The following is a 21,668-nucleotide window of genomic DNA, read 5'->3' on the forward strand; positions in this document are numbered from 1 at the left end:
AAAAAGCATGCCTCCGGCGGCGAGGGTGGCGAAGCCACTGTTGCGAAAACACCTCGAAAGCTTATTGCCCTTGCACGTTGCCCTTCGTTCCTCAGGGCAACGTGCAAGGGCCTTCGGCTCGGGCTGCGCCCGACACAAACGCTGATGGTTTATGCGGGCTGGCTCACAAGCTTCGACGGCACAGGATACGTTGTCGCTACTTGCTCATTGTTGATTTAAACGCACTGCCTTCTATGGCTAAAGTGCATGGAAAAGCCTGCTTCCGGCGGCCAGGGGGTTTTTAGCCTAAGTGGCTTCGCCACCCCTGGCCCCCTGGTTGCGAAAGCCATTCCCCTTCGTTCCTCAGGGGAAGAGCTTCCGCGAAGATTTTCGTGAAACCCAAGCAAAACCTGTTTGTCAAACTTTTCAAAAGTTTGGCCCCCGGCAGGGCCGCCGGAGGCACGCTTTGTGAACCGACTTTAGCCATAGAAGGCATTTTTTCGTTATTCATCCGGGAGATGGACCGTGAAAACCTACACGATTTCTCAGCTGGGCCGGGCCTTCGGATTGTCCCGGAGTACCCTGCTTTACTACGACCGCATCGGGTTGCTGCGGGCTCCTGAGCGCACCCCGGCCGGATACCGGGTGTACACCGGGGCAGAGTACGACCGCCTGGCAAGGATCACCATGTTTCGGGGGGCGGGCATGGCCCTGTCCGATGTGCAGGCGATTCTGGACAGCGGCCAGGCCCCAGCCGTGAAGATCCTGGAAAAGCATGCCAGGGAGCTGGAGGCGGAAATTCTCTCCCTCAGGCACCGGCAGCATGCCGTCATCGGGATGCTCAAGGCCATGACCGGGGATGCGCCCACCCCTGTGGTGGACAAGCAGATGTGGGTGGCCATGCTGGAGGCCGCGGGCATGGACGAGGCGGCCATGACGGTGTGGCATGCCGAGTTCGAGGCGCGGGCCCCCATGGCTCATCTGGAGTTTCTTCTCTCCCTGGGCATCCCCCGGGAGGAGGCGGAAAAGATACAGGCATGGTCGCGCGAGCATTGCAACGAGGGCACACAGGCCCGAGGGCCGGAAGGGGACAACGCATGAGTGGCAACACAAACAACAAAAGGGGAAAAACGGTCTCCCTTGTGCTGGGGAGCGGGGGGGCACGAGGGCTGGCTCACATCGGGGTTATCCACTGGCTGGAGGAACACGGGTTTCACATCGCCTCCATCTCTGGGTGTTCTGTGGGAGCCATGGTGGGCGGCATTTATGCTGCGGGGCACCTGGACGAGTTTGAGACCTGGGTGCGCTCCATTACGCGCATGGACCTGGTGGCGCTCATGGACCTCTCCTGGGGAAAGAGCGGCCTGGTCAAGGGGGACAAGGTGATGAGCACCCTGGTGGGGCTGGTGGGCGATCAGTGCATCGAGGACCTGCCCATTCCCTTTACGGCCGTGGCCACGGACATGTTGAACGAAAAGGAGGTGTGGCTAACCTCCGGGAGCCTGTTTGACGCCATTCGGGCCTCGTGTTCCATCCCCTTTTTCCTGACGCCGGTTCACCTGAACGGGGTGGAACTCATCGACGGCGGCGTCCTGAATCCCGTGCCCATCGCCCCCACCTTCGGAGATTCAACCGACATCACCCTGGCCGTTAATTTAGGGGGGCCGGCAGAGGAGCACCAACACGAGGAGACGGACCCGGTGCAGGCTGCGGAGGAGTCCCCGACAATCCGTCGTAAGATCAATCGGTTTATCCACCGGTTCAAGAACAATGGAAAGGATAGTGCGGGCCGGGACTGGGGCGTTTACGACATCGCCCACCAGGCCTTTGACGCCATGCAGGGCACCATCGCGCGGCAGAAACTGGCCGCGTATCCGCCGGACAGGCTGGTGGTGATTCCTAAAAACGCCTGCGGCACCCTGGAGGTGTACCGGGCGGCGGAGATGATTGAACTGGGGTACCGGCGGGCCGAGAGATGCTTCAGTGAGCTGCTGGCGTAATGCCTACGTGGGTGTAAACATCAGATAGACAAAAAGGATGCCTCCGGCGGCCAGGTGGGGCACTGGCTTAAACCGGAACAACTCCGGCAGCGAGGTGTGCCACCTCGAAAGCCGGTTGCAAATGTGCTCTACGGTGTATGATGTGAGGTAGGGTGCGCTTGCGCACCGCCGAAGAACCGTAACGGTCATGAAAACCCATGTAGGGTGACCTTCACGCAGCATAGAAATTTCAAAAGACGTCGGCTTTCTAACAATATGGTGCGCAAGCACACCCTACAGGATGCCACAGAATAAACTGTTCAGGTTATTCTGACAGCCAGAGGTAGATTGCGTTGGGTCGTTCCGACTTTTTAAAACCTGTTTGTCAAACCCAGTCCATAAAATTGTCAAACCTTTGACCCCCGGCAGGGACGCCGGAGGCGTTTTCCCATCAAGCCGCCAGGCATTCTCGCTTCAGGCGCTCGTTGTCTGAGAACATGACGCCTTCCAGGGCCAGTCGGTGGTCTTCAAAGACGCCTTCGCTGTCAGTTTCCGGGAAGGTCAGTTCCTCGCCGAACCGCAGGATGACTTTGGAAAAGGGCTTGGGCAGCAGGAACCTGTCCCAGCTCTTGGCATACCAGGCGCGGTCTGCCTGGATGTAGAAGGGCACAATGACCGTCTCTTGCCCATGGGCAAGGCGGATGGCACCGGGTTTGACTTTTCCGAAGGGGCCCCGGGGGCCGTCGATGATGTGGGCGGCGAGTCTGTGGGTGCCCAGGTGGTCGATCATTCCCTTCAGGGCGTCTCCTCCCCCCTTTGATGACGATCCCCGCACCGTGGTCCAGCCGGTCCGGTTGGCCACGGCCGCGATGAGCTCCCCGTCTTTGCTCTGGCTGATCATCAGGCCGGGGCAGTACTCCCTGTACTTTTGGAAATACCGGATGGCTGCGAAAAACTGCTGGTGATGGACGCACAGGAGGATACGCTTGTCTTTGTTCAGGTAGGCATCGAGCCAGGCATCCTCGTTTTGGACCTCAAGCCTGAAACTCAGGGAGTACATTCGGATGAATTTGTAAAGAAGCCACTGGGAAAATCTGGACGAGAGCATCCTGTTGATCTTGATCGCCATGATCACCTCGACGGTTGAAGGCGTTGAATCACCGGCCATGCGTGGGGACTCATCCATAGCGGACGATGCAGAACAGGCGAGGAAAGGTGTGCCCCTGCCTGAGACACAAAGGGGAATATCCAAGGAAATGAACACACGGGATTAAGACAAGATTTATCTTAATTCGGGGTAGAAAGCAAATCGCATTTTAACGGCCATGGGTCGCGGGCGTGCCTAAGCGATGGTGTTTACCAGAGTTTCATGGAGAGCTTCACCGCCAGGAGGAGAAGCACCATACCCAGGCATTTTTTTACGGAAGAGGCTTTCATGTTTTGCTGCATCACCCGGGTCCCCATGTACCCGCCCGCCCAGGCAGCGAGCCCTGCAATGGCCAGGAGACGCGGGGAGACCGACCCCAGGGCCGCGTAGGCAAGAAAAGCGGAAAACGAGGAGAAGGGCACGGCAAAGGCCGTCACCGCTGCGACCCGTTTCGGGTTGAAGCCCTGGACGATCATCAGTGGCGAAATGAGCCCGCCGCCGCCCACCCCCAGAAGGCCGGAGAAGAATCCCGCGATTGCTCCCACAAGCATGGGGCCCACAACCGGTCGGTCCTCCCTGTACTGGTTTGCATACTTCGCCCCTTTGAAAAAGAGCATCATGGACCCGGAAAAGGCGAGGAACCCGATAAAGGCGAAGAGGACCGCCCGGGTGGGAACGCGGTGGCTGACCCAGGCCCCCATCGGAGCCAGGAGAACGGATGCCGCGATGATGGGGACACCCAGCCTGATGTCCAGTCGTTTTTCCCGGATATTGGAGACCGTGGCCCCGAGCATACTCACGGTGTTGACGAACAGGGCCGTGGGCCGTACCTGGGCAAAGGGGATTCCCAGCCAGGTGAGGGTGGGGATGAGGACCAGGGCCGACCCGACGCCCCCCAGGGCAAAGAGGAAACTCAGGCCAAAGGAGAGGAGGGCGACGGTGAGTGTGAGGTGATCCATGGGACGTCTCCGGGATGGCTTACAGGGTGGCCAAAGGGCCGGGTTTGAAGATGGTGACCAGATCCTCCATGGGTGCGGTGAGGCCCTTGACCTCGTCAAATCCCTTGGCCGACAGGTAGGTGTAGGCCACAGCCCCGCGGAAGATCGAAGAGCAGAAGGCAATGATGCATTTGTCCCGGGGCAGCTCGTCCAGACGGTTGGGCAGCTCATGCAGGGGGATGTGAACGGCAAAGGGGAAAGCGGTGTAGGCGATCTCTCGGTCTGTGCGGATGTCGAGGAAGACAAAGTGATCGTTGCCGAGAGCCTTCCGGGCCCCTGCCACGCTCATGGCGTGCTCTCCTGAGCCGAGAAAATCAAAGTCCATTTCGGTGATAACCTGGTCCAATGCGTTCATTTTTACTCCTTTGCGTAATGAGTCGGGATGGATATATCTTTATATTCCCATATTGCCAAGTAGAAATATACTCCCCTTGCGCCCTGTGTCAACTCTGGAGTGGCGTCGCCATGGTTTTCCAGGGTGGCATTGTGGTTCCATGGCCGGTTTTTTAGGGGCATGGCGGGGTGGGGCAACGGCTGTATCCGGTCTTTCGGTATCACCTCCGAAACTGTCGTTTGATGCAAATAGAGTAAAGGAAGAACCCGTGGAATTACCTTGTTATTGAGATGTAGAAAAATGATTGACAAGGTGATCAAGGGGTGGTTATTTTGCGCTGAAAATAATATTGAAATGAAATTTTTAGGTAACTATACGATAAAATGTGACATGAGGTGAGCCTACCGTGAGACGGAATTTTTTTGACAGGAGCGTTCCCATACTCCGAGCAACCCTGACCCTGCTGATCAGTCTCATGCTGCTGGTCCAGACCGCTTCGGCCTTTGATCTTGAGAAGGCCAAAAAAGACTACAACGGAGCCGGTTTTGCCGTGGCGTCCATCAAGGAGATCCTTTACGAAAACGCACCGGCCATTGCGGTGAGTTTCACGGCACCGGTGGACCGGGACCTCCTGGAAGACAAACAGATCTACCTGAAAGGGGGGAGGTCCGACCACTGGGTGGTGAATGAGGACCGCACCAAGGTGATTTTTCCCTTTGTGACCCCGAAGGCCAGGTACATCGTCAATGTCTCCAACAGGATAAAGGACATCAACGGTCAGAAGCTGGAATTTTCCGAGTACAAGACGGTCACCACCAAGGCCCTGACCCCTGGGGTGAACTTCACCTCCAGCGCCCACATCATCAGCAGCTCCAGCCCCAGACAGCTTCCGGTCACCACCCTGAACGTGGATGAGGTGACCATCGATTTTTTCCGCATCAACGCCAAGAGCCTGCCGAAGATGATGGAGCGTTTCGGCAAAAACGGCTGGGCCGACTATTACAACCTCAAGAAGCTCAAGACGTACGGCTCCCTGGTGCATACCGGCCGGTTTGCCTTGAACCCCCGAAAGAACCAGCGCACCGACTACAACATCGATCTGAGCGGCATCGATGCCCTGAGCGCCCCCGGGGCCTACGTGGCGGTGATGTCCCAGCCGGGTGAGTACAACTATCAGTACGAGCACGCCCTTTTCATGCAGACCGACATCGGGCTCCATATCCGCGAGTACAAGGGCCGGTTTGATGTCTATACCCAGAACATTGCCACGGGCAATCCCATGGCAAACGTGCAGGTGAAGATCATCAACCGGGAGGGCAAGGTCGTCGACGCCGGTGAGTCCGACGAGCTCGGGCGTGTCTCGTTTCGCGCCAAGTCCAGTCAGCATCAGCTTCTGGCCACCTTGGGGGACCAGTTTTCGGTCCTTCGCCTCGGCCGAAATGCCCTGGACCTCTCGGGGCTCAAAAACGCCGTGACCGTCCACAGCGAATACCAGATTTACCCCTGGGGTCCCCGGGACCTCTACCGCCCCGGCGACAACATTGAGGTCAAGGTGCTGGTGCGGGACTTTGACGGCAAGCTCCCGGAAGGGCTGCCCCTGAGCTATGCTTTTTACAAGCCCGACGGCAGCCGGCTCACCTCGGGCAAGCTTCAGCCTAAGGAGACCGGGCTCTATGGTTTTGATTACCAGACCTCGGATTCAAGCCAGACCGGTACCTACACGCTCAAGCTGGCCTATGCCGGGGGCAACGCCTGCCGGTACCAGGTCAAGGTGGAGGAGTTCCTCCCCGAGCGCCTGGACCTCACCCTGTTTGACGGGCCCCAGGAGGGCAAGCGGCTCTATGCCTCGCCTTCGTACGTCAAGCTGCCCGTGGCCTCCAAGTACCTCTACGGTGCCCCTGCCTCCGGCAACAAGGTGGACGGCTTTATGACGGCCAAGGTGGATCGCCACCCCTTTGATCACCTGCCCACCTTCTTTTTCGGGGACAAATCCGAGAAACTGATGGTACGCCGCCGTGATTTTCGCACCCACAGCCTGGATGAGAAGGGCAAAACGTGGCTGAGCGTGGGCAATCTGTGGACCAAACAGACGTCTCCGGTGGAGGTCCACGCCAACGTCAGTGTGTACGAGACCGGTGGACGCCCCGTGACCCGCTCCACCCGGCTGACCATTCTCAACGGAAAGCGTTTTCTGGGCATTGAGCCCCAGTTCAGCGGCAACCCGGATTCCGACACCACCGTGGACATCAAGGTCGGGGTCGCGGACTCCGCCGGGGAGTGGCAGGAGGCCAGGGATATCCAACTCTCCCTGATCCGGCAGGATCGCAACTGGTACTGGCGTCACTCCGACAGCCGGGGCTGGCACTGGGACTGGGACGAGAGCCCGGTGACGGTGTTCACCAAGTCCCTTACCACCCGCAAGGGGGAGACCACCACCGTGAGCCTGCCCCTGAGCTGGGGCCGCTATCGTGTGGAGATCACCGACGGCACCACCCGCACCGCCTATGGGTTCAAGACCTCCTGGTCGTGGTGGGGCAACGCGGACACCGGCAGCGCCCAGAAGCCGGACCAGGTGAGCCTGGGCTTCGGCAAGGCTTCTTATGTCCCCGGGGAGACGGCAGAGCTGCGCATCACCCCGCCCCAGGACGGCCTGGCCCTGGTCACCGTGGAGAGCTCTGAAAAGTCCCTGTACACCACCTACGTTCCCGTGAAGTCCGAGGGCACGGTGGTCTCCATTCCCACCAATGCCTCCTGGAATCGCCACGATCTCTACGCCTCGGTGATGGTCATCCGTCCGGGGGACATGACCGCCACCCCTGTGCCCTCCCGTGCCTTCGGCATGGTTCACCTGCCCCTCAAGCGCAAGGGGGCCCACCTGGATGTGTCCATTGACGCGCCTGAGCGCACCCAGCCCAACAAGACCGTGAAGGCATCCATCTCCGTTTCGGCCGAAGACGGTCCCGTTCCCGCCAACACCCGCGTGGTGGTGGCCCTGGTGGACGTGGGGATTCTGAACATCACCCGCTACGCCACCCCGGACGCGGAAGGCTACTTTTTCGGTGCCCGACGCTACACCGTGGACCTGTACGACAACTACGGAGAGATCATCGACAACATAGGTCCGGCGGCGGCCCGTCAGCGGTTCGGCGGCGGTTTTGCCGAGTCCGACGCCGAGCTCTCCCGGGGCGGGGACAAACCAAAATCCGACGTGCGCATGGTTTCGTTCTTTTCTGAGCCCCTGGCCGTGGACGCAGACGGCCATGTTACCGCCGAGTTCGAGCTGCCCGACTTCAACGGCCAGCTTCGGTGGATGGTCCTGGCCTATGCCGATGAGCAGTTCGGCAAGGCGGACGCCAACACCACCGTGGCCGACAAAATCGTCACCCAGGTGGCCATGCCCCGGTTCCTGGCCATGGGGGATAATTCCACCCTGGCCCTGGACCTGCGCAACATGAGCGGCGAGCCCCAGACGTTTTCCGTTAAGATGACCCAGGGCGGCTCCCTTGCCGCGTCCACCGAGACCCGCTCCGTCTCCCTTAAAGAGAAGGAGAAGACCACCCTGCGCTTTCCCCTTACGGCGGAAAAAAGCACCGGCCAGGGCGTGGTCTCCATGCATCTCACCGGACCGGGGGGCGACTCCGGGGAGGCTCTGGACATCGACCGTATCTGGCGGCTGGGTGTTCGTTCGCCCTATCCTTCGATCTCCCGGAAAACCGTGGCCACCATTGACCCGAACAGTCAGTGGACCCCGACCCTTCAAACCGATGACCTGGTGCCCGCCTCCGTGCGGTTCCTGATGAACCTGTCCGACCGTCCCCCCATTGACTTTGCGGGGCATTTTGAGTACCTGCTTCACTACCCCTACGGTTGCCTGGAGCAGTCCATCAGTTCAGGGTATCCCTGGGTTCTGGCCACCCCCGAGGGCCTGGGAGAGCTGGGTCTGACCAACCGTGTGGAGGAGCAGTTCAAGCGTCCCTATGACGAAGCGTTTCGACGGGCCCAGGTGGACAAGGCCGTGACCCGGGTACTGGACTGCCAGAAGTCCAACGGGAGCTTTGGCCTGTGGTCCTCGGACAGCCCTGAAGACGAGTGGTTGACGGTTTACGCCGCCGAGTTTCTCCATGACGCCCAGAAGATGGGGATCCCCGTGGGCTCCAAGGCCCTTGAGAAGGCCGACAAGAGGCTGCGTACCTATCTGAAAGGCAACAACGCCAGCAGCAGGCACTGGAGCGAAGACCCCGATCATTACCGGTTTGCCTACCGAAGCTACGCCGGGTACATTCTTGCCCGTAACGGAAAGGCTCGCCTGAGCGATCTGCGTCGTCTTTATTCCCACTACGACGGAAAGACCGATGACGACGGCCTCAGCTGGATGTACCTGTCCGCGGCCTTTAAATTCGCCGGGGATGAGCGGCACGGGGAGGCATCCTATGAAAAGGCCCTTTCCGAGCGACTGCGTTCCGATCGCAGGTACTACGGCGATTACGGGTCCCCCGTCAGGGACCTGGGCCGAATGACCGAGCTGGCCATGGCCTATGGCTTTGAGGGCCTCGGCGAACTGGTGGAGGACCTGGCGGACACCGTCAGGGAGCGCAGGTGGCTCAGCACCCAGGAGCGCATCTGCCTGTTCCGCACCGCCACCAAGGCCTTGTCCAGACAGGGCGACGCCAACAAGAAAAAATGGCAGGCCGTGCTCATGACCCAAAACGGCGACCAGGCCCTTTCCCGCAACAGGGATTTTTCCTCTCTGTTTGACCTGGACCAGTTCCAGGGGCTCACGGCCATCAAGGCCGGGGAAAAGCCCATCTACGCCAACGTCAGCCTCACCGGCGAACGCAAAAATGCCCCTGAGCCGGTCTCCAACGAGATGACCATTACCCGGAACTTTTACGACGTGGACGGCAACGAGATCTCGCCCACCACCCTGAAGTCCGGTGCCCTGATGGTGGTGAAGCTGACGGTTTCCGCCACCCGGCGCACCCCGGACGGTCTGGTGGTGGACCTGCTCCCCGCAGGGGTGGAGATCGAGAACCAGAACCTGGGTCTCTCAAGCGTCCGCCTGGACGAGATCCGTATCGGGGACAAGCCCGTGGGCAAGCTGTGGGACAAAGGCGCCGTCTCCCACGAAGAGTTCCGGGACGACCGCTACGTGGCCGCCGTTTCCGTGGGCGAGGAGAGCACCGTCACCCTGTTCTACCTGGTGCGCGCCGTTACCCCCGGGGTCTACCGCATGCCGGGCAGCTACGTCGAAGATATGTACCGGCCCTTCCGCCACGCCATTGGCGGGACCTTTGAAACCCTGACCGTGACGGAGTAATATCGCTTCTTTTCCGTGAAAAGGGTGCGCAAACGCACCCTTTTCACGAGAGATACCGCCTTCGACGGTGGGTCGGGTGCGCTTGCGCACCGCCGATGGGCGGCAACGGTCATGAAATTCCTTGCTCGTGTCTTCTTTATGCCGCATAGATATGGCAATATGCTTTCGAGGTGTTGTTTCACTTCCCTCGTTGCCGGAGGTCAAATTTTTACCGATTCTATGCCTTGGGTTTGATAAACAGGTTTTGTTCTATTCTCCAAAAGTCTACGCGAATGTCCTCGCCCTGAGGAACGAAGGGAGAGGGCATTCGCAACCTGGGGTCCAGGGGATTATCCCCTGGCCGCCGGAGGCAGGCTTTTCCTGTGTACTTTAACCATTTTCATCGTAGAAGGCTTGATTGAAACAGATGCTTTTCAATCGCAGCGCGGTCGCGCAGAAGATCCAGGCCCTGGGGGGGCGGTTTCCCAGGGCTTTTTTATGTTTGGGCCTGTTTGTCCTTTTGCTGGTGGCAGGGCTTTTTGCGCTGGACCGCCTCTACCCTGTGGACCTTGCCCCCCGGACCCGGACCTGCGTGGTCCTGGCCGAGGACGGCACGCCCTTGCGTGCCTTTGCGGATCCCAACGGGGTGTGGCGTTATCCCGTGACCCCGGAGCAGGTCTCCCCCTTGTATGTGGAGGCCCTTCTTGGGTACGAGGACCGATGGTTCTACCGTCACCCCGGCATCAACCCCGTGTCCATGGTGCGGGCGGCCTGGCAGTGGGCGGCAAGCGGACGCATTGTGTCGGGGGGCTCCACCCTCACCATGCAGGTTGCCCGGCTGCGTCGGCCGGTGCCCCGAAGCCTTTGGGGGAAATGCCTTCAGATGGCCACGGCCCTGCAGCTGGAGTGGCATTTTTCCAAGGCTGAGATCCTCACCTACTATGTGAACCACGCCCCCTTTGGCGGAACCTTTGAGGGGGTGCAGGCGGCCAGTCACGCCTATTTCGGTCACGGGGCGGATGACCTTACCCGTGCCGAAGCAGCGCTTCTGGCGGTGATGCCCCAGTCCCCGAGCCGTTTTCGACCGGACCGGTTTCCCGAAGCCGCGGAAAAGGCAAGGAACAAGTGTCTGAACCGGCTTCAGGGCTTCGGGGTCTGGAGCGCCCTGGAGGTCACCGAAGCCAAGGAGGAGAAGGTGGTGCCCTGGCCGGTGGAGACCAGCATGACCGCGCCGATCCTGGCCCGTCGGCTTCATGCCGGTGCAGCGGAAGGGACCGCCCGGGTGGAGACCCTCATCGATTTTCCCTTGCAGGAAGCCATGGAGCAGCTGGTGATGGATTATGCCACCGCGCTGCCCCCCCATGTGTCGGTGGCGGTCCTTGCTATGGAGAACCGAACCGGGGCGGTGAAGGCCTATGTGGGGTCTGCGGATTTTCTCAATGAGGAGCGGTTCGGCCACGTGGACATGGTGCGGGCCCTTCGGTCCCCGGGGTCCACGGTAAAGCCCTTTGTCTTTGGCATGGCCCTGGACCAGGGGCTGATCTGTTCCCAGAGCCTGCTCATGGACGTTCCCATCCGGTTCGGGGACTACCAGCCCGTGAACTTTCACCGCAGCTTCAGCGGCCCGGTGAGCAGCGCCTCGGCCCTGGCCCACTCCCTGAACCTTCCGGCCGTGCAGCTTATGGACCATGTGGGCCCACGTTTTTTCTATGCGGAGATGGTCAACAGCGGGTTTCACATCAAGTTGCCCGTGGGGGCCGTGCCCAACCTCTCCATGGCCCTGGGGGGCTTTGCCACGAGCCTGGAGGACCTGGTGCTGGCCTTCTCCAGTCTGGGGAGGGGCGGCAAAACAATCAAGCCCCGCCTGGTCCGGGGCGCTCCCGCCGAGGAAGCCAAGCTTCTCTCCGAAGGGGCCGCCTGGATCATTCAGGACATGCTGATTCCCCCCCGTGCCCGTCAGATCCGGGACACAGGGGCCTTGTTTGCCGTGAAGACCGGCACCAGCTACGGGTTCCGGGATGCCTGGTCCTTGGGGGTGGACCGGGATTACACCGTGGGGGTGTGGGTGGGGCGGCCCGACGGCGCTCCGGTGCCGGGCCATTACGGTGCCCAGACCGCCACCCCGCTATTGAAACTCGCCTTTCAGCTCCTGCCCCGTCACACCGGCCTTGTGCCGCGGCCGGATTCCGTCTCCGAGGGCACCATCTGCTGGCCCGAGGGCAAGGCCGTGGCTCCGGGGCAGAGCTGCGATCAGCCGCGCATCGCCTGGCTCCTGGACAGGACCGCCCCTCCCACCCTCACCGCCACCCGGGAGACCTCCGGGCCTGCCGTGACCACCCTGGAGCTGCCCGTCACCCCGGACGGTCGGTATCGCATTCCTTCAGGCTGCGTTGCCGGAGAACCTTCTGTGCGAAAGCGCTTTACCCTCTGGCCTGTGGCCCTGGAGAGTTGGCTTGAGCCGTCCCGGAGGCGACGGCAGATCATACCGCCTCGGCTTCCTGCATGCGCAGGGGTCACCGACAGCGTCATTGACGAGCCTGTGTGTATCAAGGGGATCGAAGACGGGGAGATCATCATGCGAAAGGATGCCAAGCGGGATTACCCCTCCTTTGACCTGAGGGTGGAAGGGGGCAACGGCCCCTGGTACTGGTTTGAAAACTCCGCACCGGCAGGGCAGGGCCCCACCTGGTCCTTTCGGCCCACCCATGGCGGCCGGTACCAGATTCTTGTGGTGGATCAGAGCGGCGCCCTGGATCGGGTTTCCGTGGAAGTGTATTAGCCCGGCCCGCCCGAAGGGTGAGGAAAACAAACAGCAAAGGCTGATTTACAGTTTGTATTTTCAACATAGCTGACATGTTCATATCTCCGTTCCAAAAAAAAGACCCCGCCATCCATTGCTGGAAGACGGGGCCTTTATGTCTAGGGCATTGAGCACCAACCGTGCGCTGGGCCAAGGGAGAACTCTCCCCCCCGGACTCAAAACTCTGACATATCTATCGCAGAGGATCGATGCTCGCCCTATACACCTGTATCAGGGCTCCGGCATCACAGAAGTCGTCTCCCAAGGCGGGGCAGGCATGGGCCGTGAAAAGACTGCGGCCCTGGCCCTGTCGGCCGGGAGGTGTTGCGTCGACTTCGTCGAGTGAGCCCCTGAGTCGGGACGTCATAATCTTAATTAAAAAAAACGGGATGCTTCTTTCAGGGGAGCGGATACGATAGATGGCTCATTCTGCCATGGCCATCATGGGTCTTGCCCGGGGGTGTTCAATGTTATTCTTCCGTCTTCCCTGTTTACTGCGGGGCTGAGAAACGCCCCTGTGGTCACCAAACCATGGCAACCATATAAAAATGGGAGTTACATTTCGGTTACGAAACGGCCACCCTTTCGCCTCTGAATGGGATGCTTCGGGGGGATGTCTTTGGAAATGGTGCGGTTAGCGGACTTTTTTATGTGGGGGTTAAACCGTTGACGCACCAAAATCAGGGGCCCAGAGCCTGTCTATTTCTTCTTTTACTTCCTCTTCTGTGTATCCGGTACGGACCAGTGCTTCCTGGTAGGCACGGGTGAGGTCGTGGATTTTTCCGGTGTTCCCGGCGGCTGCGTGGAGGTCAAAGAGGTTGTTCATCATTTCTGTGGTGCCCGCCCCACGGGGGACGGAACGTTCGATGAGCTCCAGATCTTCCCGGCTCGGGATGCCGTGGGCATTGATCAGGGCGCTCCAGGCGGTTGCAGCATTACTTAGTGTGTTGAGGAAAAAGCGATCGTTAAATTCTCCGGCGGCGTCGTCGTAGGAGATGCTCTTGAGAAAAGGTCCCTTCCAGAAGGAGAGGGCATGGCGAAAGGCGTTGGCCGCCTGCCAGTGCTGGCGGTTTCTGTAGTGGGTCATCCCCTTGGAGGCGGCGTCCAGGAAATCATGGGCGTCAATGCGGCAGTGGGCCAGGAAGAGCTGCCTGTTTTTGTGCTGGAGGTAGTCCTGGAAATCAAAGGCGGGTCGGCCCGCTGGGTGGGATACTTTTTTTCTCAGCCTGAAGAGCATGACTTTCAGGGCTTTGAGCGCCTTTTCCTCATCGGATTCGGGCCATATCATATGGAAGATATCGTGGATCCCCATGCTGCGGGAAGGGGAGCAGATCAAGGCGGCCAGGAGGCGCTGCTCGTGATGGCTGAGCCGGGTGCCGTCCAGGATCTCGTGGCCCTCGATGTACAGGGCAAACCTGCCCAGGGTGATGATTTCAAGGAGGGGCAGGGGGCGATGTTCCGCATCAAAGGAGACCTTCAGCCGGTCTTCGGCCAGGGTCAGGGCAAACTCGGGTAGGATGCCCTGGGCGCGGGCCATCTGCAGAACAGGGAGCATGACCCTGGGGGTCCAGGTGTCAAAGTGGACGTATCGCTCCTTCTGCATGAGGGAGAGCAGTTTTCGAATGTCGTCGCAGGCCTCCTGGTCCCGGTTGCGGGTCAGGTAGAGGCAGGCCCGGTGGGCAAGGGCGCCGCAGCGGATGAAGCGTTCGCCCGAGCCCCGGCTGTTGTCGATGGCCCGGGTCAGGTAGGCCTCGGCCTCTTCGGCTCTGTCGAGCTGCACATACATGGCCCCCAGCACCATGGACTGGAGAGTCACAAAATAGGGCACCCTGGCCTGATGGCGAAGGGCCAGGGAGACCTGGGCGGCTTCCAGCGCTTTGACGGGTTCGTGTTTCAATCCGTAGATGTAGGCCTGGTAGTGAAGAAACTGGCTTTTCAGGTGGGCGTTTTCCCCTGCGTTGTCCGGGGAGAGGGCCCTTTCCGTTAGCTGCAGGGCCGTTTCCGTGTCGCCGACGGCAAGGGCCTGGCAGGTCTCCCAGATGGTTGAAAAACCATTGAGGACCGTCTGTTGGAGCAGGTCATGGCGCGTCCGCCGCTGGAGGATGGGTTTCAGGTGGTTGTAGTTGAAAAAGTCCCCGGTGATCTCCAGCTGGTTGAGCTGGGCCAGCCCGGCGCGCAGCCTGGCGGACTCGGTGAGCCCGGGGGTGGAGAGGTGAGGAAGCTGTGCGTCGAGCTCTTCGGCGGATTTGAGAAACCGGCCCCGGCCCATGCGATTGAAGCAGGAGGCTGTGTGTGCCTCCACCAGCAGGGGCTGCATGTGGTGCTCGCGGGCCGTTCGTTTGGCCAGGGTGGCACAGGCTTCGGAGGCGCTGGTGTCCCCCGTAAAGTAGAGGTGGCAGGTGCCCAGGGCCGTGGCCGACCGGGTCAGGTAAAAAGGAGACAGGCCCTGGCGCAGGCGGTTGAAGAGCTCGGTTGCCCGGGCAAAAAGGGGCCTGGCCCGGTTGACTTCGCCGTCCATGAAGACGTGGTTGATGCAGATCTCGGTGGTGGCCAGGAACTCTCCGGGCAGGTCCCTTTGGGCCACAAAGAGGGTGCGGGCGCGGTGAAGGTTCTTAAGGGCCGCGGCGGGATCTGTCTCAAGGGCGATGAGGCCCGTGAAAAAGGAGGTCCATCCCCTGGTGTCGGCCTCGTCAGCTGGAATCGTGGAGAGGATTTTGTAGATGGCATGGGGCTTTTCGGACCGGTAGAGGGAGAGGCCGTGTCGCCTCAGCAGGGTCTCCGTGGCGTTGAAATTGCCCGCGGCTGCATAGGAGGAGAGGGCAAACCGGAACGCATGGTTTTTTTCGTGCCATGCCCCGGCCACGTTCAGGAAGTCGGTGATCTCTTCGGCACCGCATTGCTCCCTGCACTTGATCCTCAGGAACTCCCGGAAGAGGGGATGGAAGGTGTAGGGCGCGTCCTTGCCTTTGCTTTGAGAGAGAAAAAAGTGGTCACGGCGGAGGACCTCCAGGGTATCGCAGAGCTCCGGGCCGTCTCCTGCCTGCCGGGCAATGCCCGGCGGGATCTCCTCCAAAAGGGCCAGTTTGAGCAGAGCATCCGAGACATGGGCAGCCATGGCAGGGTAGACCTCCTCGGCAAAATACCAGAAATCGAACTCCGCGTCCCGGCAGGGCCGCTTCCCGGAAACCGGAGGCAACGCCGGGATGCCGCCCATGAAAAGGCACCTGGCCCTAAGCCCCGTGATCCAGCCGTCGCAGGTCTCAACGAGTTGGTGGAGCTGAGCCCGCGACAGGGGCAGCTCCATGCATCGGTGCACAACATCACGGGACTCTTCCGCGCTGAAGGCCAGTGACCGGCTGTCCAGGTAGACGCACTGGCCCGATTGAAACAGGGCGCGTACCTGTCTTGGGATACGGCGCCTGGAGATGAGGATGACGTAGAGGCCCGGGGTGGGTTGCGACAAAAAGGCGGTGAGGAATTTTAAGGCCGCCGGTGAGGCTTCGATGTGGTGCAGGTCGTCAAAGACGATGTACAGGTCGGTCTTAAGGGCCTTTTTCAGGTCGGCAAGGAGGGCCCGAGCGATTTTGCCCATGGCCTGGATGGAGAGATCGCCCCGGGTGAGCATGGTGCCTGCCGTGCGGGAGGAAAAGGCGGGGACAGCCTCTTTCAAGAGGGTGTAGAGCCCTGAAATGAGGTGGGTGGCCTCCATGTCCGCAGGGTCCAGGGCGCACCAGATGCTCCGGGTGGAGACGTGGTCCAGGTACTGGCGGAGCTTTGCCTCCCCTGGCCGGCCTGGGCCTCGATGAGCAGGGATCGTTTTTTGCCGAAGGCGCGCAGGTCAATGGCCTGCAACACAGAGTGTCGGACGCAGGTGCCATCTCCCGGGGACTTCGGGGCAGATGGCGTGGAAGGGGACGGGACCTGTCTGGTCTTTCCGTTTCGGGACTCAAAAGAGGTGCAGGGTACAGGCATAGCGTTGGGCCGATGTCATGGTGATGCGTATGGAAGCCGTGGGGTCGAAAATACCGCGGCCTTGAATCGTTCAACCGTCAAGGGGAACCGGGCAGGGCCCGCCTGTAAAGGCGGTACCCTGCGCAGGATGGGTCGGGCTATCGGGGCTTTTCCTCCCTTGCCGCCTGGGCCTGGACAGCCGTGATGGCCACGGTGTTAACGATGTCGGGGACGGTGCAGCCCCGGCTGAGGTCGTTGACCGGGTACCTCAGGCCCTGGAGGATGGGGCCCACGGCCACGGCGTCGGCGGATCGCTGCACCGCCTTGTAGGTGTTGTTGCCGGTGTTCAGGTCCGGGAAGATAAAGACCGTGGCCTTGCCGGCCACCTCGCTGTCGGGGAGCTTGGTGCGGGCCACGGCCGAATCCACGGCGGCGTCGTACTGGATGGGCCCCTCGATCTTGAGGTCCAGGCCATTTGCCCTGGCCATGTCCCGGGCAAGGCGGGTGGCCTCGCGGACTTTCTCCACGTCGGCGCCGCTTCCCGAGCCCCCGGTGGAATAGGAGAGGAGGGCCACCGTGGGGTCGATGTGGAAGGTGCGGGCGGTTTCGGCCGAGCTGATGGCGATTTCGGCAAGCTGGGCCGCATCGGGGTCGGGGTTCACCGCGCAGTCCCCGTAGACGAGGACCCGGTCCTCCAGGCACATGAGAAAGACGCTGGAGACCAGGGAGACCCCCGGCTTGGTGCGGATGATCTGCAGGGCGGGCCGGATGGTGTCCGCCGTGCTGTGGACCGCTCCCGAGACCATGGCGTCGGCGTCGCCTTGCCGGACCATCATGGTGGCGAAAAAGTTTCGCCCCCTGACCACGTCCCAGGCGTTTTCCTCGGTGATGCCCTTGTGTTTGCGCAGTTCGTAGTAGGTTCGGGCATAGGATTCGAGGAGGGGAGAGGTGTGGGGATCGACGATGTTGCCCCGGGAGAGGCGCAGGCCCAGTTGGGTGATTTTTTCCTGAATGCGCTCGGTGTTTCCCAGCAGGGTGATGTCGGCCACCTCCCGATGAAGGAGGAGCTCGGTGGCACGAAGGATTCTCTCTTCGTCCCCTTCGGGAAGCACGATGTGCTGTTTTTTCTTTTTTGCCCGCTGGATGAGGTTGTACTCAAACATCTTGGGGGTGACGATGGCCGTACGGGTGGTGACGAGTTTTCGCTCCAGCTCGGTTGTGTCCACATGCTTTTCAAAGAGGGCCAGAAGCTGGGTGATTTTTCGGTCGTCGTCCGGGGAGATCTTGGTGTGGAGACGGCTGACCCGGCTGGCAATGGGGAAGGTGTCCTCCTGCACGCTGAGGACCGGGAAACTCCGGGGGGCGGTGGTGAGCAGGTCCATGATGGTGTCGTCGGGTTTCAGGCCCCCGGTGAGGATCATGCCCGCGATGTTCTGGCGGGTGGCGGAGGCTCCGGCGGCCAGGCAGGCCACGATGACGTCGGTGCGGTCCCCTGCGGTGATGACCAGGGAGCCTCGCCTGACCCGTTTCAACAGGTTCTGGATCTGCATGGCGCCGATGGTAAAGCTGCTCACGTGAAATCCGAGCCACTTCTCCCCGCAGAGCACCTCGGCTCCCAGGGCGCGTGCCACCTCTGAAACGGTGGGACGCGCCAGGGCCGGGTTCTCCGGGATACCGCAGATGAGAAGGGACGCTGCCTGGGGGTTGGACCGGAGGCGACGGACGATCTCTTCGGTCTGCTCCGGCGCCGTGCGGTTGATCACGGCGCCTATGGTCTGGCACTTCTTGTCCTGGAGGGACTCCAGGGCCACTTCCATGGCGCGGACGGTTTCGTGGGTGGACCTCCCGTGGCCGTTGGCCACCAGCAGCACCGGGCAGGAGAGATTCTTGCTGATCTCGGCGTTGATGTCGAACTCGAAGGCGGCGGTGGATGTGGCGTAGTTGGTGCCGTCGCAGACGATGAAGTCGCAGGTCTCTTTGAGTTCATTGTACTTTTTGATGATCCCTTCGATGACCTCCATGGGCCTGCCCCGTGTGGCCAGGTCCGTGGCCTCCTTGGCCGAGTAGCCGTACATTTTCTCGTAGGGAGCCTCCAGGCCGAAGTGGGTGGCGATGAGGTGGGTGTTGCTGTCCAGCTCGTCCAGCCCCGAGATGATGGGGCGGAAAAATCCCACCCTGCCGATTTTTCGATGCAGCAGCTCCATCACCCCCAGGACTATGGCTGATTTTCCGCTTCTGGCCTCTGTTCCCGCAATATACAGACTATCGGACATCTTATCCTCCCTCGTCACCCGTGAAAAAGCCCGGACCGTGTGGATCACCGCGATGGGATGGGGGCAGGCACGTCATGGCCTGCACCCCTGCCGTTGCGATTCATCGCCGGGTTTGCCGTCGTGCATGGTCTTGTCGTGTAAATGGCTGTGGAATCTGTGCCCGCAGGCCGTCGCGGGCGGTAAGTGTGTGCTGCGAATACCCCATTTTGTCTCAGAGATCGCAGGGTTCGTCAAGCCTCATCTCATCTTCCGCAGGGGGCTTTATCCTTGGTGGCCAAGGGGTGTTCCCCTTCCACTGCTCGGCTGGCTGACGAGGCCAATCAGGGGGTGTGGGGTTGGGTTAAACTGAAAAATTGTATTGTATTGTAATTAATTTTTTGTGGTAAAACGGCCTTTTTTGGGAGATATTATAAATAAAATCCACTGGAGGTCGGGGCAAACATATATTGAGTTCAAAATAATTTCGTGGTAGGTGGTGAATCAATGTTTTTACCTGGTAAACAGGCAGCGCAGGGGCAGGCCCTTTGCTGTCATGGCGGAAATTACACCTGGGCGGGAGATTATGGACGAGGTAGACAGTCATCTTGAACACGTGGATTGCACCAAGCTTTTTTTTACAGACCTCAACGGCAGGCTCATGAACCTGTCGGTGAACAAGCACAAAATCGGCGAAATTTTCGAAAACGGCGTGGGGTTTGACGGCAGCTCCATTGCCGGGTTCGCCAACGTGGAGCACAGCGATCGCATCCTGATGCCGGACGCGGACACCCTCTGGAAGATTCCCTTTGAAGAGGAGAAGGTGGGGTTTTTCATCGCCAATGTACTCAACGAGGAGGGAGCCCCGGCAGCCGTGGATCCCCGGACCATTCTCCAGGAGGTGGTCCGGAGCGCCGAAGAGGAGTTCGGCTTCCGGTTCCTGGTGGGGCCCGAGCACGAATTTTTCCTGCTCAACGGCGATGAATTTGCCCTGACCGCAAAGCGGGGCTTTCCCTCGGATGTTCACACGGATCAGGCAGGCTACTTCCACTCCACCCCCCACGACAAGGGCCAGGCCATTCGCCAGCAGATCACGGATGTCCTGGAGCGCTGCGGTATCGTCTACGAAAAATCCCACCACGAAGTCACCCCGTCCCAGCACGAGATCAACCTGGAGTGCACCGACCCCGTGAGCGCGGCAGACCGGACCCTCCTGTTCACCTATGTGGCCCAGCGGGTGGCCCAGGAGAACGGGTTCTATGCCAGCTTTATGCCCAAGCCCTTCAAGGAGCACAACCGCAACGCCTTTCACATGCACCTCTCCGTTCAGGACGCCGAGGGCACCAACCTCTTTTACGACGAGGCCGCAGACCAGAACCTGAGCACCGTGGCCCGTCAGTTCATCGCCGGGATCCTCAAGTACGCCCGGGAAACCTCGGTGGTCATGGCCTCCACCGTCAACTCCTACAAGGCGTATGTGGTGGAAAAGGAGGCTCCCATTGTGCGTGGCTGGGGCTTTCGAAACCGCAGCTCCATGGTTCGGGTCCCTTACACCACAAGTCCTTCGGCCACCCGCATCGAGCTGCGCAACCCGGACCCGGCGGGTAACGTCTACCTGCAGATGGCCACCCTCATCGCCATGGGCCTGCAGGGCATTCGGGAGGCCCTTGCCTCGGACAACCCGGACAAGGGCAGCACCTACGAGCGTGATTACCAGATGAAGGTCTGGGACGAGCGCTTCCTGCCCCGCACCTTCTACGAAGCACTGGTGGAGGCCGAGCGAAGCGAGTTTCTCAAGGACTTTCTCGGGGAGAAGCTTTACGACAACTTCATGACCCTGAAAATCGAGGAGTGGGAAGCGGATCGCATCCATATCTCGGCAAGGGAGCAGCGTCAGTACCTCTCCATCTGACGCCATGGCAGGGTGACTATGCTCCCTTGAATGAACTTACTACTGAAGGCCCGGCAGGCATCCGCCCGCCGGGCCTTTTGTGTTTGATGCAAGGAAACCATTGGAAAAAATTGGCCTTGTTTTAACTTTTTTTTGCGTCTGCCTCGGTATACGGTTTCATCCCGGATGGTGTGTGCGAAAAAATGGCTGCGGAAAACATGGGTGATTGCCCTGCAATGCCTCAAGACAACGAGGTATCGAAAGAATGGTTGCTGAGGAAAACAAACAATGAGCTCTCCTTCACGTGTGTTGCTCATCGGGTGGGATGCGTCGTGCTGGGACGCCATCTTCTTCCTGATGGAGAGCGGAAACGTACCTGTAACGAACCGAGACGACTCTCTTTTCAAGGTGTTGTGCGGGGTGCTGGACGAGGTGAAAGACGGCGCCACGGTGGTTCTGGTTGCTTCCGACGAGGAGCCGGGGCTCTGCCAGGCCCTGGGGGCGATGTTCCTGAAGATGGGATGCTGGAGCGACGCGGAGAGATACTTCAAGCGAACCCTTGCCGTGGTCCCGGACAACTCCGGGGCTACCCTGGGGCTGAGGCGATGCACCGTGGCGCGTCGGCGATGCCAGGAGGCCGCCGAGAAGGCGCTGACGTCTGTGGGGGTCAGGTTTCACTATCCCGACGGGCATGATGTGCTGGCAAGGGCCCTGGTGCAGCTGGGGGGCTCAGAAAAGGCAAGGGACGCCGTGAGGCCGGGCCATGGGTACAGGCGCTGTGCCGGCGAGGAGGCCGGGTCCGAGTGGTATCGGGCCCTTGCCTGCCAGGCACGCAGGCGCATCCATGCCCTCAAGGCCGAAGCCTTTGTCGCGGCAGGGGAATCTTGCAGAATGTCTTGCGGGCACAGCAACGATTCTCTGTCCGGGGCGGTGGCTGGTTCGTCTCAAGAAAAGCAGCAGAGGCATGTCCCCGGTTAGCCGAGGGTGACCTCGCTTACCTGGGGCGGGGTGATGGTGACCACGTCGATGATGGCCTCTTCGGTG

11 protein-coding genes are annotated in these 21,668 nt (G+C 60.5%); 6 read left to right on the top strand and 5 right to left on the bottom strand.

All coding sequences use genetic code 11. The features are described from left to right. Positions 1-504 precede the first annotated feature (504 nt). Entirely contained in the window at positions 505-1,080 is a 576-nt protein-coding gene (locus ACOYW2_RS28625; protein ID WP_482768809.1) for a MerR family transcriptional regulator, read from the top strand. After that, positions 1,077-1,979: a patatin-like phospholipase family protein gene (locus ACOYW2_RS28630; protein WP_482768810.1), complete on the top strand. Its 903-nt coding sequence runs from the start codon at positions 1,077-1,079 to the stop codon at positions 1,977-1,979. Before ACOYW2_RS28625 ends, ACOYW2_RS28630 begins: the two co-directional genes overlap by 4 nt. Before the next feature lie 430 nt (positions 1,980-2,409). Here the strand turns inward: ACOYW2_RS28630 and ACOYW2_RS28635 are convergent, their stop codons facing one another. The 3 genes from ACOYW2_RS28635 to ACOYW2_RS28645 form a co-directional block, all read right to left on the bottom strand. Further along, positions 2,410-3,126 (bottom strand): lysophospholipid acyltransferase family protein, encoded by a 717-nt coding sequence (locus ACOYW2_RS28635; protein ID WP_482768811.1) that lies wholly within the window; start codon positions 3,124-3,126, stop codon positions 2,410-2,412. 188 nt (positions 3,127-3,314) lie between these two features. Further along, positions 3,315-4,064, bottom strand: a complete 750-nt coding sequence (locus tag ACOYW2_RS28640) for a sulfite exporter TauE/SafE family protein (RefSeq protein WP_482768812.1) — start codon at positions 4,062-4,064, stop codon at positions 3,315-3,317. A 19-nt stretch (positions 4,065-4,083) separates the two neighbouring features. Next, positions 4,084-4,458: a rhodanese-like domain-containing protein gene (locus ACOYW2_RS28645; RefSeq protein ID WP_482414583.1), complete on the bottom strand. Its 375-nt coding sequence runs from the start codon at positions 4,456-4,458 to the stop codon at positions 4,084-4,086. Positions 4,459-4,843: 385 nt separating this feature from the next. Between ACOYW2_RS28645 and ACOYW2_RS28650 the strand changes: the two genes are divergently transcribed. Then, a complete protein-coding gene (locus ACOYW2_RS28650) occupies positions 4,844-9,754 on the top strand; it encodes an alpha-2-macroglobulin family protein (protein ID WP_482768813.1) in 4,911 nt (1,636 codons plus the stop codon). Positions 9,755-10,160: 406 nt separating this feature from the next. Next, the gene (gene pbpC / locus ACOYW2_RS28655; RefSeq protein ID WP_482771099.1) at positions 10,161-12,512 is read left to right on the top strand and encodes a penicillin-binding protein 1C; all 2,352 of its coding nucleotides are present in this window, start codon (positions 10,161-10,163) and stop codon (positions 12,510-12,512) included. 679 nt (positions 12,513-13,191) lie between these two features. On the opposite strand, the gene ACOYW2_RS28660 is transcribed toward pbpC, so the two are convergent. Both ACOYW2_RS28660 and pta read right to left on the bottom strand, forming a co-directional pair. Further along, positions 13,192-16,242 carry a winged helix-turn-helix domain-containing protein gene (locus tag ACOYW2_RS28660; RefSeq protein ID WP_482768814.1) on the bottom strand — a complete coding sequence of 1,017 codons (3,051 nt, stop codon included), beginning with the start codon at positions 16,240-16,242 and terminating at the stop codon, positions 13,192-13,194. 400 nt (positions 16,243-16,642) lie between these two features. Then, entirely contained in the window at positions 16,643-18,757 is a 2,115-nt protein-coding gene (gene pta, locus ACOYW2_RS28665; RefSeq protein ID WP_482768815.1) for a phosphate acetyltransferase, read from the bottom strand. Positions 18,758-19,319: 562 nt separating this feature from the next. On the opposite strand from pta, the gene ACOYW2_RS28670 reads away from it, so the two are divergent. Next, entirely contained in the window at positions 19,320-20,645 is a 1,326-nt protein-coding gene (locus ACOYW2_RS28670) for a glutamine synthetase family protein (RefSeq protein WP_482414587.1), read from the top strand. Positions 20,646-20,912: 267 nt separating this feature from the next. Continuing rightward, a complete protein-coding gene (locus ACOYW2_RS28675; RefSeq protein WP_482768816.1) occupies positions 20,913-21,602 on the top strand; it encodes a tetratricopeptide repeat protein in 690 nt (229 codons plus the stop codon). The last annotated feature ends 66 nt before the right edge of the window (positions 21,603-21,668 follow it).

The sequence above is a fragment of the Desulfoluna sp. CLI2B genome (genome assembly GCF_056847375.1).

Coding starts and splice junctions, on each gene's coding strand:
- ACOYW2_RS28660 (WP_482768814.1), bottom strand. CDS start 16,242: ATGGAGGCCACCCACCTCATTTCAGGGCTCTACACCCTCTTGAAAGAG.
- pta (WP_482768815.1), bottom strand. CDS start 18,757: ATGTCCGATAGTCTGTATATTGCGGGAACAGAGGCCAGAAGCGGAAAA.
- ACOYW2_RS28640 (WP_482768812.1), bottom strand. CDS start 4,064: ATGGATCACCTCACACTCACCGTCGCCCTCCTCTCCTTTGGCCTGAGT.
- ACOYW2_RS28675 (WP_482768816.1), top strand. CDS start 20,913: ATGAGCTCTCCTTCACGTGTGTTGCTCATCGGGTGGGATGCGTCGTGC.
- ACOYW2_RS28630 (WP_482768810.1), top strand. CDS start 1,077: ATGAGTGGCAACACAAACAACAAAAGGGGAAAAACGGTCTCCCTTGTG.
- ACOYW2_RS28670 (WP_482414587.1), top strand. CDS start 19,320: ATGGACGAGGTAGACAGTCATCTTGAACACGTGGATTGCACCAAGCTT.
- ACOYW2_RS28645 (WP_482414583.1), bottom strand. CDS start 4,458: ATGAACGCATTGGACCAGGTTATCACCGAAATGGACTTTGATTTTCTC.
- ACOYW2_RS28635 (WP_482768811.1), bottom strand. CDS start 3,126: ATGGCCGGTGATTCAACGCCTTCAACCGTCGAGGTGATCATGGCGATC.
- pbpC (WP_482771099.1), top strand. CDS start 10,161: ATGCTTTTCAATCGCAGCGCGGTCGCGCAGAAGATCCAGGCCCTGGGG.